This is a genomic window from Serratia sp. LTN-2, assembly GCF_059740205.1.
In genome coordinates this window covers 147,557-163,454 of sequence record NZ_JCAXDO010000004.1, presented here as the reverse complement: position 1 = coordinate 163,454, position 15,898 = coordinate 147,557, and the positions used below count along the sequence as shown (strand labels likewise).

14 protein-coding genes are annotated in these 15,898 nt (G+C 60.2%); 7 read left to right on the top strand and 7 right to left on the bottom strand.

Going from position 1 to position 15,898, the window contains the following annotated elements; all coding sequences use genetic code 11:
- Positions 1-33 precede the first annotated feature (33 nt).
- Positions 34-1,158, bottom strand: coding sequence for a tRNA guanosine(34) transglycosylase Tgt (gene tgt / locus AC6BYQ_RS10670; RefSeq protein ID WP_016928877.1), 1,125 nt, complete (start codon positions 1,156-1,158; stop codon positions 34-36).
- Positions 1,159-1,230: 72 nt separating this feature from the next.
- Entirely contained in the window at positions 1,231-2,301 is a 1,071-nt protein-coding gene (gene queA / locus AC6BYQ_RS10665) for a tRNA preQ1(34) S-adenosylmethionine ribosyltransferase-isomerase QueA (RefSeq protein ID WP_004940394.1), read from the bottom strand.
- Positions 2,302-2,421: 120 nt separating this feature from the next.
- Between queA and AC6BYQ_RS10660 the strand changes: the two genes are divergently transcribed.
- The 3 genes from AC6BYQ_RS10660 (at position 2,422) to ggt (ending at position 5,832) form a co-directional block, all read left to right on the top strand.
- Positions 2,422-3,003 carry an acyl carrier protein phosphodiesterase gene (locus tag AC6BYQ_RS10660; protein WP_019454211.1) on the top strand — a complete coding sequence of 194 codons (582 nt, stop codon included), beginning with the start codon at positions 2,422-2,424 and terminating at the stop codon, positions 3,001-3,003.
- 229 nt (positions 3,004-3,232) lie between these two features.
- On the top strand, positions 3,233-3,835 hold the full coding sequence (locus AC6BYQ_RS10655; protein ID WP_019454212.1) for a peroxiredoxin C: 603 nt from the start codon (positions 3,233-3,235) through the stop codon (positions 3,833-3,835).
- 233 nt (positions 3,836-4,068) lie between these two features.
- Positions 4,069-5,832 (top strand): gamma-glutamyltransferase, encoded by a 1,764-nt coding sequence (gene ggt / locus AC6BYQ_RS10650; protein WP_063918833.1) that lies wholly within the window; start codon positions 4,069-4,071, stop codon positions 5,830-5,832.
- Positions 5,833-5,885: 53 nt separating this feature from the next.
- Here the strand turns inward: ggt and malZ are convergent, their stop codons facing one another.
- Positions 5,886-7,709, bottom strand: coding sequence for a maltodextrin glucosidase (malZ, locus tag AC6BYQ_RS10645; protein WP_498056857.1), 1,824 nt, complete (start codon positions 7,707-7,709; stop codon positions 5,886-5,888).
- A 246-nt stretch (positions 7,710-7,955) separates the two neighbouring features.
- Between malZ and AC6BYQ_RS10640 the strand changes: the two genes are divergently transcribed.
- From AC6BYQ_RS10640 to AC6BYQ_RS10625, 4 genes are all read left to right on the top strand, one after another.
- Complete coding sequence (locus AC6BYQ_RS10640) at positions 7,956-9,212, top strand: mechanosensitive ion channel family protein (RefSeq protein WP_063918831.1); 1,257 nt, start codon at positions 7,956-7,958, stop codon at positions 9,210-9,212.
- A gap of 132 nt (positions 9,213-9,344) precedes the next feature.
- The gene (locus tag AC6BYQ_RS10635) at positions 9,345-9,614 is read left to right on the top strand and encodes a hypothetical protein (RefSeq protein WP_154747570.1); all 270 of its coding nucleotides are present in this window, start codon (positions 9,345-9,347) and stop codon (positions 9,612-9,614) included.
- Between the two features lie 84 nt (positions 9,615-9,698).
- Positions 9,699-9,977 (top strand): type II toxin-antitoxin system RelE/ParE family toxin, encoded by a 279-nt coding sequence (locus AC6BYQ_RS10630; protein ID WP_019454217.1) that lies wholly within the window; start codon positions 9,699-9,701, stop codon positions 9,975-9,977.
- Positions 9,977-10,264, top strand: coding sequence for a HigA family addiction module antitoxin (locus AC6BYQ_RS10625; protein WP_498056856.1), 288 nt, complete (start codon positions 9,977-9,979; stop codon positions 10,262-10,264). Before AC6BYQ_RS10630 ends, AC6BYQ_RS10625 begins: the two co-directional genes overlap by 1 nt.
- 45 nt (positions 10,265-10,309) lie before the next feature.
- Here AC6BYQ_RS10625 and proY read toward each other — a convergent pair whose 3' ends face one another.
- From proY to phoR, 4 genes are all read right to left on the bottom strand, one after another.
- Positions 10,310-11,716 carry a proline-specific permease ProY gene (proY, locus tag AC6BYQ_RS10620; RefSeq protein WP_019454218.1) on the bottom strand — a complete coding sequence of 469 codons (1,407 nt, stop codon included), beginning with the start codon at positions 11,714-11,716 and terminating at the stop codon, positions 10,310-10,312.
- A gap of 73 nt (positions 11,717-11,789) precedes the next feature.
- Positions 11,790-13,106 carry a branched-chain amino acid transport system II carrier protein gene (brnQ, locus tag AC6BYQ_RS10615; RefSeq protein WP_038873241.1) on the bottom strand — a complete coding sequence of 439 codons (1,317 nt, stop codon included), beginning with the start codon at positions 13,104-13,106 and terminating at the stop codon, positions 11,790-11,792.
- A 484-nt stretch (positions 13,107-13,590) separates the two neighbouring features.
- Complete coding sequence (locus tag AC6BYQ_RS10610) at positions 13,591-14,553, bottom strand: PstS family phosphate ABC transporter substrate-binding protein (protein WP_498056855.1); 963 nt, start codon at positions 14,551-14,553, stop codon at positions 13,591-13,593.
- Between the two features lie 14 nt (positions 14,554-14,567).
- A complete protein-coding gene (phoR, locus tag AC6BYQ_RS10605; RefSeq protein WP_019454221.1) occupies positions 14,568-15,884 on the bottom strand; it encodes a phosphate regulon sensor histidine kinase PhoR in 1,317 nt (438 codons plus the stop codon).
- Positions 15,885-15,898 lie beyond the last annotated feature (14 nt).

Genomic DNA, 15,898 nt, shown 5'->3' with positions numbered 1-15,898 from the left:
TGAAATTCCCTCATTAAGTTATCAATTATTAGATCAAGCGTTTAAAGGCGGAATCGGCTTGCCGATCCGACCATAGAAATCCGCAACAAACTGCTCTAATTTACCCTCTTCGATAGCCTGGCGTAAACCCGCCATCAGGCGCTGGTAGTGACGCAGGTTATGAATTGTGTTCAGTCGAGCACCCAATATTTCGTTGCAACGGTCGAGATGGTGCAAGTAGGCGCGGCTGTAATGGCGACACGTGTAGCAATCACAGTCCTTATCCAGCGGAGAAGTATCATCCTTGTGCTTGGCATTACGGATTTTTACCACACCGTCAGTCACGAACAGATGGCCGTTGCGGGCGTTGCGGGTCGGCATGACGCAGTCGAACATGTCGATGCCGCGGCGCACGCCTTCCACCAAATCTTCCGGCTTGCCGACGCCCATCAAATAGCGTGGCTTATCTTCCGGAATTTGCGGGCAAACGTGTTCAAGAATGCGATGCATATCCTCTTTCGGCTCGCCTACAGCCAAGCCGCCCACAGCGTACCCATCAAAGCCGATATCCACCAGCCCTTTTACTGAAACATCACGTAAATCTTCGTAAACGCCGCCCTGAATGATGCCGAACAGCGCATTTTTATTTTCCAGCTCGTCGAAACGCTGGCGGCTGCGCTGTGCCCAACGCAGCGACATTTCCATCGAACGCTTGGCGTAGTCCCAGTCGGCCGGGTACGGCGTGCATTCGTCGAAGATCATCACGATGTCGGAACCCAGGTCATACTGGATTTCCATCGATTTTTCCGGGCTCAGGAACACCTTGTCGCCGTTGATCGGATTGCGGAAGTACACGCCTTCCTCTTTGATCTTGCGCATCGCCCCCAGGCTGAACACCTGGAAACCGCCGGAGTCGGTGAGGATCGGGCCCGGCCACTGCATGAAGTCGTGCAGATCGCCGTGCAGTTTCATGATCTCCTGGCCCGGGCGCAGCCACAGGTGGAAGGTGTTGCCCAGCAGGATCTGCGCGCCGGTCTCCTTCACTTCTTCCGGCGTCATGCCCTTGACCGTACCGTAGGTGCCGACCGGCATAAAGGCCGGGGTTTCCACCACGCCGCGGTCGAAGATCAGGCGGCCGCGACGCGCGCGGCCATCGGTAGTTTGTAATTCGTACTTCACAAAGCCTCCAGCATCAGAGAAACAGTCTGATGTCGTTGAAACGGGGCCGCGCCATACGCGCAGCCCGGGAATTTAGCCGCCGACGGATTCGTTTTCCGCCTGCGGGTTACGGCTGATGAACATCGCATCACCGTAGCTGAAAAAGCGATACTGCTCGGCTACCGCCTGCTGATAGGCGTTCATGGTATTTTTATAGCCGGCGAAGGCCGACACCAGCATGATCAGGGTCGACTCAGGCAGGTGGAAATTGGTCACCAGCGCGTCGATCACCTGGTAGTGGTAACCCGGATAGATAAAGATGCTGGTGTCGCCGAAGAACGGCGCAATCAGCGCCTCTTTGCTGGCCGCCGCGGCGCTCTCCAGCGAGCGCACCGAGGTGGTGCCCACCGCCACCACGCGCTTGCCGCGCGCTTTGCAGGCCAGCACCGCATCGACCACCTCCTGCGGCACTTCGGCGTATTCGGCGTGCATCACGTGATCTTCGATGGTTTCCACGCGCACCGGCTGGAAGGTGCCGGCGCCGACGTGCAGCGTCACGAACGCCATTTCCACGCCCTTGGCGCGCAGCGCCGCCAGCAGCGGTTCGTCGAAATGCAGGCCGGCGGTCGGCGCGGCGACCGCGCCCGGCTTCTCGCTGTAGACCGTCTGATACAGCTCGCGGTCGGCGTCTTCATCCGGGCGAGCGATATACGGCGGCAGCGGCATATGGCCGGCCGCGTTGAGAATGGTGAATACGTCGCGCTCGTCGTTGAAACGCAGCTCGAACAGCGTCTCATGGCGCGCCACCATGGTGGCGGCGATACTCTCGTCATCCCCCAGCAGCAGCTCGGCGCCCGGCTTCGGCGCTTTCGACGCGCGCACGTGCGCCAGCACGCGATGGTCGTCCAGCACGCGCTCCACCAGCACTTCAATCTTGCCGCCGCTGACCTTGCGGCCGAACATGCGCGCCGGGATCACGCGGGTATTGTTGAACACCAGCAGATCGCCGGCCTCCAGCTTGTCCAGCAGATCGGTGAATACGCCGTGCGTCAGCGCCCCGCTCGGCCCGTCCAGCTGCAGCAGGCGGCATGCGCTGCGCTCGGCCTGGGGATAGTGGGCAATCAGGGATTCGGGAAGTTCAAACGAAAAATCAGCGACGCGCATGGGTATTCACTTCTTCAATTTAAGGCTGGTTGGTAAAAAACAGGCGGCCTAGTCTAAAGCCGGGGGCGGTCAGCGGCAAGAAATAAGGAGGATTTGCCTGACTTCGGGTATAGTTGAGGGATGAATTTTCTCGCTCATCTCCATCTGGCCATGCTGGCGGACAGCTCGCTGCTGGGCAACCTGCTGGCCGATTTCGTGCGCGGCAACCCCGCCGCCGACTACCAGCCCGACGTGGTGGCCGGCATCATGATGCATCGCCGCGTCGACGTGTTGACCGACAGCCTGCCTCAGGTCAAAGCCTGCCGCGACTATTTCAGCGCCCCTTACCGCCGCGTGGCGCCGATCACCCTCGACGTGGTGTGGGACCATTTTTTGGCGCGCCACTGGCAGCAGCTGGAGCCCTCGCGCGATCTGCACCAGTTCACCCAGGAAGCCCGCAGCCAGATCGAACCTTACCTGCCGCTCACGCCGCCGCGTTTTCAGAACCTGAACGGCTATCTGTGGCCGGAACGCTGGCTGGAACGCTACGCCGAATTGCCGTTCATCGCCCGAGTGCTGCAGGGCATGGCCAGCCGCCGCCCGCGTCTTGAGGCGCTGGCCGGCTCGTTCGCCGACGTCGAGCAACATTATCATCAGCTTGAAACACAGTTCTGGCAGTTTTACCCGCAAATGATGCGGCAGGCGAAGGATAAAAGGCTCTGAGGTCAAGCCCAAGCGTTTGAAATTGCAGCGTCTTGCAAGAATTTACGTTTTGCCGCTTGCCCTTTTGTGGGAAAAGGTTATTTTTAAAGCTCGATAAATTATATCAACGACTTTGATAGGTGAAAGCTATCTCATCGATTGGTCTTTTACCCTTTATTCACCAAGTCACGGCCCCTATACTGGCCCTTGTTTTTACATCCACCCTTTAACACCTATTACAGGAGTAATTATGGTCCTGGTAACTCGTCAAGCCCCTGACTTCACTGCAGCTGCCGTACTGGGTAGCGGCGAAATCGTTGAAAACTTCAACCTGAAGAAGCACCTGAACGGCAAACCAGCCGTCCTGTTCTTCTGGCCAATGGACTTCACCTTCGTATGCCCTTCCGAGCTGATCGCTTTCGATCACCGCTATGAAGAGTTCCAGAAGCGTGGCGTTGAAGTGGTTGGCGTTTCCTTCGACTCAGAATTCGTTCACAACGCATGGCGTAAAACCCCTGTCGACAAAGGCGGCATCGGTGAAGTGAAATACGCAATGGTTGCTGACATCAAGCGTGAAATTCAGAAAGCTTACGGCATCGAACACCCGGAAGCCGGCGTTGCGCTGCGCGGCTCCTTCCTGATCGACAAAGACGGCATCGTGCGTGCTCAGGTTGTTAACGACCTGCCAATCGGCCGTAACATCGACGAAATGATCCGTACCGTTGACGCGCTGCAATTCCACGAAGAGCACGGTGAAGTGTGCCCGGCTCAGTGGGAAAAAGGCAAAGCAGGTATGGGCGCTTCCCCAGACGGCGTAGCAAAATACCTGTCTGAAAACGCTGCCAAGCTGTAATTTCAGCCTGATAGTGAATCAACCGGCCCACGGGCCGGTTTTTTTGTGCCCCTTTTTGGGGCAACATGCCCACCTTCTGTGCTTTATTTCCCTGTTTCCGCTCACATTTCCTATCCCGATCGCCGCGCGTGCGCCCATCTGCGGCTACTATCAATAACGCTGGCTCGCGCTTTGCAAGCGAGTAACGGCAAGCAAACACAACACAATAAAAAACTGACAGGGTAGGAATAACTATGTTTTTACAGAAATGGAGCAAACCCCTGACCATGGCGGCGCTGCTGGTCAGCGGCAGCCTGTATGCGGCGTCTAACCCGGCGGTGGAAGCCAAAAACGGCATGGTGGTCACCTCGCAGCACCTGGCCTCGCAGGTCGGTGTGGATATCCTGAAAATGGGCGGCAACGCCATCGACGCCGCTGTGGCGGTCGGCTATGCGCAGGCGGTGGTTAACCCCTGCTGCGGCAACATCGGCGGCGGCGGCTTTATGACCGTCCACCTGGCGGACGGCACCGACACCTTCATCAACTTCCGCGAAACCGCGCCGGCCGCGGCCAGCGCCAACATGTATCTGGATGCCGACGGCAAGGTGAAGAAAGACGCCAGCCTGTATGGCTATCTGGCGGCGGGCGTGCCGGGCACCGTGCTGGGGATGGAAACCGCGCGCGAGAAGTACGGCAAACTGAGCCGCGAACAGGTGCTGGCACCGGCGATCAAGCTGGCGCGGGAAGGCTTTGTGCTAACCCGCGCCGACACCGATATCCTCGACACCACCATCGCGCGCTTCAAACAGGATCCCGAGTCGGCCAAAATCTTCCTGCGCCCGGACGGCAGCCCGCTGCAGCCAGGGGATAAGCTGGTACAAACCGATCTGGCCAACACGCTGGAAGCCATCGCCAAAGGGGGAACCGACGCTTTCTACAAAGGCAAGATCCCGCAGGCGGTGGAGGCGGCGGCCAAACAGGGCGGCGGCATTCTGACGGCGGCCGACTTCGCCAACTACAAGGTCACCGAAACCCCGCCGATCACCTGCAGCTATCGCGGCTACAAGTTCGTGTCGGCGCCGCCTCCCAGCTCCGGCGGCGTGACGCTGTGCGAAATCCTCAACGTGGTGGAAGGCTACGACCTGAAAAGCATGGGCTTCAACTCAGCGGCGGCCATTCACACCATGACCGAGGCGATGCGCCATGCCTACATGGACCGCAACACCTATCTCGGCGACCCGGCATTCATCAAGAACCCGATCGATCGGCTGGTGAGCAAGAGCTACGCCGAGCAGATCCGCAAGAAAATCGTTGCAGACAAAGCCACGCCGTCGGAAAACGTGCAGCCCGGCATGGAGCCGCATGAGAAACCGGAAACCACCCATTATTCGATTGTCGACCATGACGGCAACGCGGTCTCCACCACCTATACCGTCAACGGCCGCTTCGGCGCCGTGGTGATCGCACCGGGCACCGGCTTCTTCCTCAACGACGAGATGGACGATTTTACGGTCAAAGTGGGTGAGAAAAACCTGTACGGGCTGGTGCAAGGCACCGCCAACAGCATTGCCCCCGGTAAGCGCCCACTATCGTCGATGAGCCCGACGCTGGTGACCAAGGACAACAAGATCTTTATGGTGCTGGGTTCGCCGGGCGGTTCGCGCATCATCACCATCACCCTGCAGACCGCGTTGAACGTGATCGACCACGGCATGGCGCCGCAGGAAGCGGTGGACGCGCCACGCATTCATCACCAATGGTTGCCGGATGAGGTGTACTACGAACAGCGCGGCGTTTCCGCCGATACGCTGAAGCTGCTGAGCGGCATGGGCTACAAGATGGTCGAGCAAACGCCGTGGGGCGCTGCCGAACTGATTCTGGTCGGCTTGCCGGGCGCGGCGGGCGTCACCCCGGCCAACTCCGGCAACGATTCGGCGGTTTCCGGCAAAGTACGCGAAGGCTATCTGTACGGCGCCAACGACGTGCGCCGCCCGGCAGGCTCCGCGGTCGGTTACTGATGTAAACGCCCACTTACCTTAATCGCGGGGGCCCTTTGGCCCCCGCAGTTTCTTTAACCTTCGCAGCGCCATACGGTGGCCGACTCTTCCGCCAACTGCAGGCGCAGCCCGCCCGCCGTTTCGCTCAACTCTCCCCGCCCTTCCACACGCCGCCACAGGCCGCGCGCCAACAGCGGGTTATGCGGCAGCTGCGCCTGGCCGCTGCCGTCGCGCTGCAGCGCCACCAGCACCTGCTCCTGCTGATACAGGCGCACGAACACCAGCGTTTCGCCGCTGGCGTACAACACCTGGCAGCCGCCACGGCGCAAGGCCAGACTCTGTTTACGCAGCGCCGCCATGCGCTGGAACAGCGCCAGCAGCGGCCGGTCCCAGTCGGCGACGTCCCACGGGAACGGCTTGCGGCAGAACGGATCGTTGCCGCCGTCCAACCCAATCTCATCGCCATAATAGAGGCAAGGCACGCCGATCCAGCTCAGCAGCCACACCGCCGCCATCTGCATGCGCGCCGCGTTCCCCTGCAACAGCGTGAGGAAACGCGCGGTATCGTGACTGTCCAACTGGTTGAACTGGATCAGCTGGCGGCCATGCGGCAACCCGGCGCGGTAGCCGTCCATCCACTGTGCGCATCCGGCGGCGTCCAGCCGCACCGGGTGATAGGCCACGTCCAGCCCCGCTAAAAATGCCCGCACCGGCAACGCGAATCCCATGTAGTTCATCGCCGCATCCTCCACGCCGGCATGCAGCCAGCGACGCGCGTCGCCGAAGTGCTCGCCCAACACGTAGGCCTGCGGATTCTCCTGTTTCACCGCCTGATAGATGCCCGCCAGATGGCGCAGGTTGCCGGCGGCGCCGCCGTTCTCCCCCAGCATGTGCACCACGTCCAGCCGCCAGCCGTCGATGCTGTACGGCGGGCGCAGCCAGTGGCGCACCACGCTGCCTTCGCCCTGATAAATCGCTTCCGCCACCTGCGGCTCGGCGAAGTTGAGCTTCGGCAGGCTGGCGTTGCCCTTCCAGTCGAGCGCGCGGCCGTCCGGGTAGAAGTTGAACCAGCCGCGATACGGCGAATCGGGATGGTGGCAGGCGCCATTTTCACCCTGACGATGGCGGTCGAACCACGGGTGCGAGTCGCCGGTGTGGTTGAATACCCCGTCCAGCACCAGTTTCATGCCTACCTTGTTAGTACTCACTCGCAAACGCTGCAGCGCCGCGTTGCCGCCGAAGTGCGGATCGACCTGGTAGTAGTCCTCGGTATCGTACTTGTGCACGCTCGGCGCGGTAAAAATCGGGTTCAGGTACAGCGCCGTCACGCCCAGCTGCTGCAGGTATGGCAATTTGGCGCAAATGCCGTCCAGATCGCCGCCGTAAAAGGTCGAGGCGGCGTGGCGGTCCTCCAGCGGATGCTGCCAGTCGCGCCGAATCACCTCTGCGCCGGCCGCGTGATGGCGATAGCTGCCGCTCTGGATGCCGTGCTCGCCGCCGCTGCTGGCGAAGCGATCGGGGAAAATTTGATAGAACAGCTGATCCGCCACCCATTCGGGACCATTGTCAGGATCGTCGACGGCGAACTGCGCCAGCTGGCCCGGCGGCGTTGGCGACCAGCCCTGCGGCCCGAACCACTGTTGGCGATCGGCCCACAATAGCTTGAAACAGTAACGCCGCGTCGGCTCGCCCTCATTCAAAGTCAGGCTGGCCTGGTAGCGCCGCATCCCCTCGTGGCGCTGCGCTTTCATCGCCAGCAGCCACTCTTCGTTGTCCGGTTCGGCGCGCAAAAATACCCGTTCCGGCAGTTCATCCCCTTGTAACCACAGCGTGATATCCAAACGTTGCCCTTGTTTCACGACAAAAGGCGGGACCGGTTGATGCCAGGCGTTAAGCATACTGTTCTCCTGCTGTACCAAACGAAATCGACGGCGTTCTTCAAGAAGCGAACAATGCCACGTTAAGTGCAACTCCCCCTCCTCTCTGGCCGCAAAACCCGGGGATGAGCCGGGGGGCGGAGACTGAAAAATAACGCTAACTTGATGTAAAAAAAGGTAAACAGGCACAAATCCTGCACGTTACCCCTTAGGCTAACGCGTTTTAAGTTTACAGGATATTTTTTGCGCATTTTTTAAGGAGCGGTAATGCAACAACAGATAACGCGCTGGCTGGAACAATTTGGTTTGGAATTCGGCGGAGTGATGTCGCTGTTGATGGTATTGGGGTTGATTGTTCTGATCTCGGTGGCGATCCACCTGGTGCTGCATCGGGTGGTGTTGGCTGCCCTTCAGCGCCGTGGCCAGCAATCGCAGCGCGTCTGGCAACAGGCTATCACCCAATACAAACTGTTCCAGCGCGTGGCGCTGCTGCTGCAAGGGGTGATCATCAGCATCCAGGCCACGCTGTGGCTGCAAAGTGGCAGCCAGACCCAGGCGGTGATCGTCACCGCCGCGCAGGTGTGGATCCTCGCCTTCACCCTGCTGTCGCTGTTCTCGCTGCTGGATACGCTGCTGGCGCTGCTGCGCCAAAGCCCGATTTCCAATCAGCTGCCGCTGCGCGGCATTTTCCAGGGCCTGAAACTGGTGGCGGCGATCCTGATCGGCATCATGATCGTCTCGCTGCTGATGGGCAAATCGCCGCTGCTGCTGCTCAGCGGACTGGGCGCCATGACCGCGGTCTTGATGTTGGTGTTCAAGGATCCGATCCTCGGGCTGGTGGCCGGCATTCAGCTTTCCGCCAACGATATGCTCAAGATCGGCGACTGGCTGGAAATGCCGAAATACGGCGCCGACGGCGCGGTCACCGACATCGGCCTGACCACGGTCAAAGTGCGTAACTGGGACAACACCGTCACCACCATCCCCACCTACGCGCTGATCTCCGACTCGTTCAAAAACTGGCGGTCGATGTCGGAATCCGGCGGGCGCCGCATCAAGCGCAGCCTGAATATCGACACTGGCAGCGTGCACTTCCTGTCGGAAGAAGAGCAGCGCCGCCTGCAGCGCAACCCGCTGCTGCACAGCTATCTGAATAACAAAACCCAGGAGCTGAGCCAGCACAACCAGGAGATCGCCATCGATCTGGCCTCGCCGCTCAACGGCCGCCGCCTCACCAACCTCGGCACGCTGCGCGCCTATCTGGAAGCCTACCTGCGCGCTCACCCGCGCATTCACCAGAACATGACGCTGATGGTGCGCCAGCTGGCGCCGACGCCGGAAGGGCTGCCGCTGGAAATCTACGCCTTCACCAACACCACGGTCTGGGCGGAGTATGAAAGCATTCAGGCGGATATTTTCGACCATATCCTGGCGGTGATCGACGAATTCGGCCTGCGCGTGCACCAGACGCCAACCGGCAACGACCTGCGCGGCATGCTGCTACAAAGCGCGAACGCTTCCTGACATCGGCTGACGTAAAGATGTCTGCTGGTAATGATGTTCTTTCAATTGCCAGCAGATATCTCCATGCCCTTCTTTTCCCCAGCGAAAACGGCGTTAATGCGCCATCACCTTCACCACCGAGAGGGAAAGCCCTTGCTGAAACGGTTACGTCATCGGCTGTTCACCCTGATGGCCACCCTGCTGTTTATCGGCTGCCTGCACAGCGCTTCGCTGGATGAAAGCCGCATGCCCCGCAACCTGCAACCTTCGCTGAGCGCTCTGAGCAGCAACCTGCAGGACATTCGCGAAGTGCTGGCGCGCTGCGCCGGCGAGGAAGAGGAAGAACGCCTGAACGACGGCGACATGCGTATCGAAGCGCGCGCCGCCGGGGAGGATGAAGTGGAAGATAAACGCCTGACGTGATGGTCAAAAAACACCCCACCTTGTTGCGCCATACGCAACACCTGGCTATGATGCGTATAGCGCAACACCCATGGAGCCGTCAGGATGATAAGAAGCTTCAAGCATAAGGGACTCAAAAAGTTTTTCGAAACCGGTTCAACAGCGGGTATCGACGCCAAGCAGGCGAAGAAAATCGCGCTGCGGCTGAGCGTGCTGGATCTGGCGAAAGTGATTGATGATGTAGATCTGCCCGGCTTCTTCTTGCACCCGTTAACGGGCGCTCGCAGCGGGCAATGGTCCGTCACCGTCACCGGCAACTGGCGTATCACGTTTGAACTGGTCGAGGGTGATGTTTATATCGTGAATTATGAGGACTATCACTAATGAACCGCATGCATAACCCCCCTCATCCTGGCGAGTTGATCAAAGAAACCCTGGAAACGCTGAATCTCAGCGCGCGCGCGCTGGCTAAAGCGCTGGACGTCGCACCCTCCACGGTTCAACGTCTGATCAGCGGAAAGTCCGATATCTCGCCGGAAATGGCCATCCGCCTGTCCATCGTGATAGGCAGTTCCGAACAGGTGTGGATGGGCATGCAGGATGCTTACGATCTGTGGCAGGCCAGGCAGTCCATCGACGTATCGAAACTGCGCAAGCTGGACTTCGCTTGACGCCTGCCCCCTAAAAAAACACCGGCCTTAGCCGGTGTTTTCCATTTAGTCTTGCTGCGTCGCCAACGGCGCGCGTTTTTTCTGATGGTTGACCTTGAACCAGTACCCCGCCAGCAGCAATACCACCCAGACCAGGCCGGCGTACAGCGAGACGCGGGTGGTCGGGAAGTAGCCGATCAGGCCGATGATGAACACCAGGAACACGATCGCCACCACCGAGGTGAACACCCCGCCGCGCAGCGGGAACGCCAGCTGCTTCACCTGCTCTTTGCTCAGGCTGCGGCGGAAGGCGATTTGGGAGAACAGGATCATGATCCACACCCACACGGTGGCGAAGGTCGCCAGGGAGGCGATCACCAGGAACACGCTCTCCGGCATGATGTAGTTGAGGTACACCGCCAGCAACAGCGCCAGCATCATCACCACTACCGTCACCCAAGGAATGCCGCGTTTCGATACCTTGCTGAACATCTTCGGCGCGTGCCCCTGTTCGGCCATGCCGTGCAGCATGCGGCCGACGCCGAACACGTCGCTGTTGATCGCCGACAGCGAAGCGGTGATCACCACGAAGTTGAGGATGCCCGCTGCCACGGTGATGCCCATATGCTGGAAGGTCAGCACGAACGGGCTGCCGTTGGTGCCCACCTGATTCCACGGGTAGATCGACATGATGACGAACAGCGTGCCGACGTAGAACACCAGAATGCGCCATGGCACCGAGTTGATGGCCTTCGGAATCGATTTTTTCGGATCTTTGGCTTCGCCGGCGGTGATGCCGATAATTTCAATGCCGCCGTAAGCGAACATCACCAGCTGCAGCGACAGGATCATGCCGATAAAGCCGTTGCTGAAGAAGCCGCCGTTCGACCACAGGTTATGAATGCCGGTCGGTTGCCCGCCGTTGCCGATACCCCAGATGATGATGCCGATGCCGGCCGCGATCATGATGATGATGGTGGCGACCTTGAAGAACGAGAACCAGAACTCCAGCTCGCCGAACACCTTGACGCTCATCAGGTTGATGGCGCCGATGATCAGCACCACGCTCAGCACCCAGATCCAATGCGGCACTTCCGGGAACCAGACGCCCATATAGATGCCGAAAGCGGTCACGTCGGCGATGGCGACAATCAGGATTTCAAAGCAGTAAGTCCAGCCGGTGATGTAGCCCGCCATCGGGCCGAGGTAATCCTGCGCGTAACGGGAAAACGAGCTGGCCTGTGGGTTGTTGACCGACATCTCCCCCAGCGCGCGCATGATGATAAAGGCCACGATGCCGCCGATCAGGTAAGCCAGCAGCACGCTCGGGCCGGCCATTTTGATGGCGTCCGCCGAGCCGTAGAACAACCCGGTGCCGATGGCCGACCCCAGCGCCATAAAGCGGATGTGACGCGTGCTGAGGCCGCGTTTCAGCTTATTGTCGGGGGCAGTGGTGGGTGACTGTTGTTGCATGAAGATGACCCATAGTTTTAAACGTAAAAAAGCCACGGACATGTCCGTGGCCCTAGATTAAGCCGGGGGATTATCAGTGCGCGGTCACTTGAGAACGCGTACACACCCGATCATAAATCGCGACCAGCACCAGCATCAGCAGCGAAGGCGGCAACCATGCCAATCCCTGCTCCGCCAGCGGCAGGTGAGTGGTCCAGGCCGGCAGCAGCTGCTGGAAGCTGGACGCTTTCACTGCGTCAAGGATACCAAACAACAGGCTGACAAGCATCACCGGCGCGATGATGCGCGGCGCGCTGTGCCACCAACGCAGGGTGAAGCTCAGCACCACCAGCACGATGCACGGCGGGTAAATCGCGGTCAGCACCGGAATGGAGATCTGGATCAGGTGGCTCAGACCGAGGTTGGACACCACCATCGAGAACAGGCCCAGAATAAACACCAGCGTCTTGTAGGAGAACGGCAGGTATTGCGCGAAGAACTCGGCGCAGGCGCAGGTCAGGCCTACCGCAGTCACCATGCAGGCGATGAAGATCAGCGCCGCCAGGAAGAAGCTGCCCAGGCCGCCGAAGGTGTTCTGAACGTAAGCGTGCAGGATCACCGCGCCGTTGGTAGCGTCAGGCACCAGCGCGCCGCTGCCGGAACCCAGCTTGAACAGGCTCAGATAAACCAGCGTCAGGCCCACGCCGGCGATCAAACCGGCCAGAATGGTGTAACGGGTCAATAGACCGGCGTCTTTCACGCCGCGCGAGCGCGCCGCGTTGACGATAACGATGCCGAATACCAGCGCGCCCAGCGTATCCATGGTCAGATAGCCGTTAACGAAACCGGAAGAGAAAGGCACGCTCTGGTAAGCCGCCGTCGCCGGAATCGGCGCGCCGGCAGGCCACAGCAACGCGGCGATGCCCAGTACGGCCAACGCGACGATCTTCAGCGGCGCCAGCACGTGGCCGACGGTATCGAGCAGGCGGCCCGGATACAGGGAGATGCCAATCACCAGCGCGAAATACACCAGGCTGTAGATGAACAGCGGCATGGCGCCGTCGCCGGTCAGCGGGGCGATGCCCACTTCAAAGGAGACGGTGGCGGTGCGCGGCGTCGCGAACAGCGGGCCGACGGCCAGGTAGCAAACGGTCGCCAGCAGCAGGCCGGCACCGCGGCCAATCGGCGAACTGAGGGCGTCGATGCCGCCGCCGACGCGCGCCAGCGCGATGACGGTGATGACCGGTAGGCCGACGGCGGTGATCAGGAAGCCCAGCGCCGCAGTCCAGACATGTTCACCGGACTGTAAACCGACCATCGGCGGGAAGATGATGTTCCCGGCCCCGACGAATAAGGCAAAGGTCATAAAGCCCAATGCCAGGATATCTTTTGACGTTAAACGATGACTCATACGATGTCGTGTTGCCTGTTCAAATGAAAAAATTGTCCGATAGCGTGGTGGCGTGACGCCCCACCCGGTTGTCGGCATGCCCGACCATCGCAGCGCCAAATAAGCACCCTAAACGCAATCGTTCCGGCGTTTATGTCCCTATTCGAAAGTGGCCGCTCATGAAGATGGGCAAAGTTTTAGGAGTTATAAAAATGGAGGTTTAATCCGACAACGAGGGCTAAGGTAAACGTTTATAGCGCTTCAAGGCAAGACGCACGGCGAAAAGCAGAGCTATCGACCATATAAACTTTAGCCACCAGTCGATCATATTGGCTATCAATAAATATACACTACATGATTTGTATCATTTTTGAACAGCCAATTCACGAAACGTGAAGCATATATCACTTTACCGCGCGAAAACGCCAATAAAAGCCCGGTTTTCGCGTGGCATAAGCTCCATTTCGGCGTGAGAAAAGGCGAAAATTACGTCGCCTTTTGTCGCTTATTGCATCATGACCGGTGCAAGCGGCTGCAGCCCGAGCGCCTGGCGGGTCTTCTGCAGAGCGGCCGGTGGCAGAGGCAGATAGCCGTCGTGGTTGACCAGGCTCTGTCCTGCGGTCGACAGCACGCGATCGAGGAACGCCGCGGTCAGCGGCTCCAGCGGTTGATTGGGGGCTTTGTTGATGTAGATATACAGGTAGCGCGACAGCGGGTAGCGATCGTTGCGCACGTTGGCGGCGGTAGGCGCGACATAGTCCTCCCCCGACTCCGCCAACGGCAGCAGCCGCACGCCGCTGGCGCGAAAACCGATGCTGGCGTAGCCGATGCCGTTGAGCGAACCGGCCACCGCCTGCACCACCGAGGCCGAACCGGGCAACTCATTGACGCGCGGCATAAAATCACCGCCGCACAGCGCGCGCAGTTTGAAATAGCCGTAGGTGCCGGAAGCCGAGTTGCGGCCAAAGCGTTGCAGCGAGCGCGTCGCCCAGTCGCCGCTCAGACCCAGTTCGCCCCAGCGCGTCAGCGGCTGGCTTTCACCGCAGCGCCGGGTGGCGGAGAAAATACGATCGAGCTGCTGCAAATTGAGGCCGCGCAGCGGATTGTCCTGATGCACCAACACCACCAGCGCATCCACCGCCACCGGCACCGCCAGCGGCGCATAGCCGTAACGATGTTCGAACGCCGAAACCTCGGCCGCCTTCATCGGCCGGCTCATCGGGCCCAGCTGCGCGGCGCCCGCCGCCAACGCGGTCGGCGCGGTCGACGAACCGGCGGCCTGGATCTGCAGATTAACGTTGGGATAATGCTGGCTGAAGTCCTGCGCCCACAGCGCCATCAGGTTCGCCAGGGTGTCGGAGCCGACGCTGGACAGATTGCCCGCCAGCATGCCGTCGGGCTGCGCCAGCGCGCCACGTCCGGCCAGCAGCGCCAGGCAAAGCAACAGCCCTCGGGTGATTCGGGTCATACCGGTGTCTCGCGTTAATTTTTCACCGCATTCTCTGATAAAGCGGCCGGAACAATCAACCGGTTGGGTAAGGTAAAGATAAAGCGGGTGCCGATCCCCGGTTCGCTGAGGATCTCCAGCCGCGCGTCGTGATGGCTGAGCGCGTGTTTGACGATCGCCAGCCCCAGCCCGCTGCCGCCGGTCTGGCGCGAACGGGCCTTGTCGACGCGATAAAAACGCTCGGTCAGGCGCGGAAGGTGCTCGGCGGCGATGCCCGGCCCGTTGTCGCTGACCTGGAACTGCGCACCATGTGCCGTCTGCTGCCAGCTGACTTCGATATGGGTGCCCTTCGGCGTGTGGTTGACCGCGTTGTATACCAGGTTAGACACCGCGCTGCGCAACTGGTCTTCATTGCCGAACACTTTGAGCTGTTCGTTCACCCGGAAAGCGATCTCGTGATTACCGCCGCTCAGCGATTGCGCCTCGCGCTGCAACACCCGCAGCATCAGCGGGATATCCACCCGTTCGTTCATGTCGACATTGGGCGCCGCCTCGATGCGCGACAGCGTCAGCAGCTGTTTGACCAGCCCGTCCATCCGGCGGGTCTGCTCTTGCATGGTGCTCAGCGCCTTGCTGCGCAGCGATCCGTCCTGCTCTTCGTCGCCCATCATTTCCAGGTAGCCCTGCAGCACCGTCAACGGCGTGCGCAGCTCATGGCTGACGTTGGCGAAGAAGTTGCGCCGCGCCCCTTCCAGCTGGCGCATCTGGGTGACGTCGCGCGCCACCATCAGCAGTTGCCCTTCGGAATAGGGCATCACGCGGAATTCGACGTAATGTTCGTTGTTCAACTGCAGCGTCAGCGGGCGCGAAAACTCCTGCTGTTGCAAATAGTGGCTGAACTCCGGATAACGCAGCAGGTTGAGGATGTGCTGGCCGTTGTCTTCCGGCCAGCGGAAGCCGAGCAGATGCTGCGCCAGACCGTTGCACCAGAAGATATTGCCTTCGACGGTGGTCATCACCACCGCGTCAGGCAGCGATTCGGCCCCGCTGCGAAAGCGCTTGATCAGCAGCGCCAGCTCGCGGCGGCGGCGGCGGTTGCGCTGCTGCATCTGATACAGGCCATAGAACAACGGCTCCCAGCTCCAGCGGCCGGGCGGCGGCGTCATGCTGCGGTCGATCCACAGCCAATGGGAGAGTTTGAGCTGGTTGTAGAAATTCCACACCAGCGCAGCCAGCGCAGAGGCCAGCAGGAACCAGGGCAGATAACCGAAAATCAGCCCCAGCAGTAAGGCGGGCAGACAAAAAAGAGCCAGCTCCAGAGCCAGCCTCTTCCACGACAGACGTTCTAACACGGCATATTCTCCAG

What these genes read in the sequence shown, in the direction of transcription:
- proY (WP_019454218.1), bottom strand. Translation starts at nt 11,716, where the DNA reads ATGCAACAACAGTCACCCACCACTGCCCCCGACAATAAGCTGAAACGC.
- AC6BYQ_RS10640 (WP_063918831.1), top strand. Translation starts at nt 7,956, where the DNA reads ATGCAACAACAGATAACGCGCTGGCTGGAACAATTTGGTTTGGAATTC.
- brnQ (WP_038873241.1), bottom strand. Translation starts at nt 13,106, where the DNA reads ATGAGTCATCGTTTAACGTCAAAAGATATCCTGGCATTGGGCTTTATG.
- AC6BYQ_RS10660 (WP_019454211.1), top strand. Translation starts at nt 2,422, where the DNA reads ATGAATTTTCTCGCTCATCTCCATCTGGCCATGCTGGCGGACAGCTCG.
- AC6BYQ_RS10655 (WP_019454212.1), top strand. Translation starts at nt 3,233, where the DNA reads ATGGTCCTGGTAACTCGTCAAGCCCCTGACTTCACTGCAGCTGCCGTA.
- ggt (WP_063918833.1), top strand. Translation starts at nt 4,069, where the DNA reads ATGTTTTTACAGAAATGGAGCAAACCCCTGACCATGGCGGCGCTGCTG.
- AC6BYQ_RS10630 (WP_019454217.1), top strand. Translation starts at nt 9,699, where the DNA reads ATGATAAGAAGCTTCAAGCATAAGGGACTCAAAAAGTTTTTCGAAACC.
- AC6BYQ_RS10610 (WP_498056855.1), bottom strand. Translation starts at nt 14,553, where the DNA reads ATGACCCGAATCACCCGAGGGCTGTTGCTTTGCCTGGCGCTGCTGGCC.
- queA (WP_004940394.1), bottom strand. Translation starts at nt 2,301, where the DNA reads ATGCGCGTCGCTGATTTTTCGTTTGAACTTCCCGAATCCCTGATTGCC.
- AC6BYQ_RS10625 (WP_498056856.1), top strand. Translation starts at nt 9,977, where the DNA reads ATGAACCGCATGCATAACCCCCCTCATCCTGGCGAGTTGATCAAAGAA.
- malZ (WP_498056857.1), bottom strand. Translation starts at nt 7,709, where the DNA reads ATGCTTAACGCCTGGCATCAACCGGTCCCGCCTTTTGTCGTGAAACAA.